This window comes from Chromobacterium sinusclupearum (assembly GCF_002902845.1).
Classification (GTDB): Bacteria; Pseudomonadota; Gammaproteobacteria; order Burkholderiales; family Chromobacteriaceae; genus Chromobacterium; species Chromobacterium sinusclupearum.
On the sequence record NZ_PPTF01000075.1, the window covers coordinates 1 to 530 of the forward strand.

Below are 530 nucleotides of genomic sequence, written 5' to 3' on the forward strand. Positions count from 1 at the left end.
CGTGGTAGGGGAGCGTTCTGTAGGTCTGTGAAGGTGTCTCGTAAGGGATGCTGGAGATATCAGAAGTGCGAATGCTGACATGAGTAGCGATAAAGCGGGTGAAAAGCCCGCTCGCCGAAAGCCCAAGGTTTCCTACGCAACGTTCATCGGCGTAGGGTGAGTCGGCCCCTAAGGCGAGGCTGAAAAGCGTAGTCGATGGGAAACGGGTTAAAATTCCCGTACTTTTGTGTAGTGCGATGTGGGGACGGAGAAGGTTAGGTCATCAGACTGTTGGAATAGTCTGTTTAAGCCGGTAGGTGTGAGGGGTAGGCAAATCCGCCCTTCTTTAACACCGAGACGTGATGACGAGGGTCTACGGACCTGAAGTGACTGATACCACGCTTCCAGGAAAAGCCACTAAGCTTCAGCTACACAAGAACCGTACCGCAAACCGACACAGGTGGGCAGGATGAGAATTCTAAGGCGCTTGAGAGAACTCAGGAGAAGGAACTCGGCAAATTGATACCGTAACTTCGGGAGAAGGTATGCCT

General features: G+C 52.3%; 1 rRNA gene. It reads left to right on the top strand.

The window, feature by feature from the left end:
• A 23S ribosomal RNA gene (locus C2134_RS17855) occupies nt 1-530 on the top strand; the annotation flags it as partial.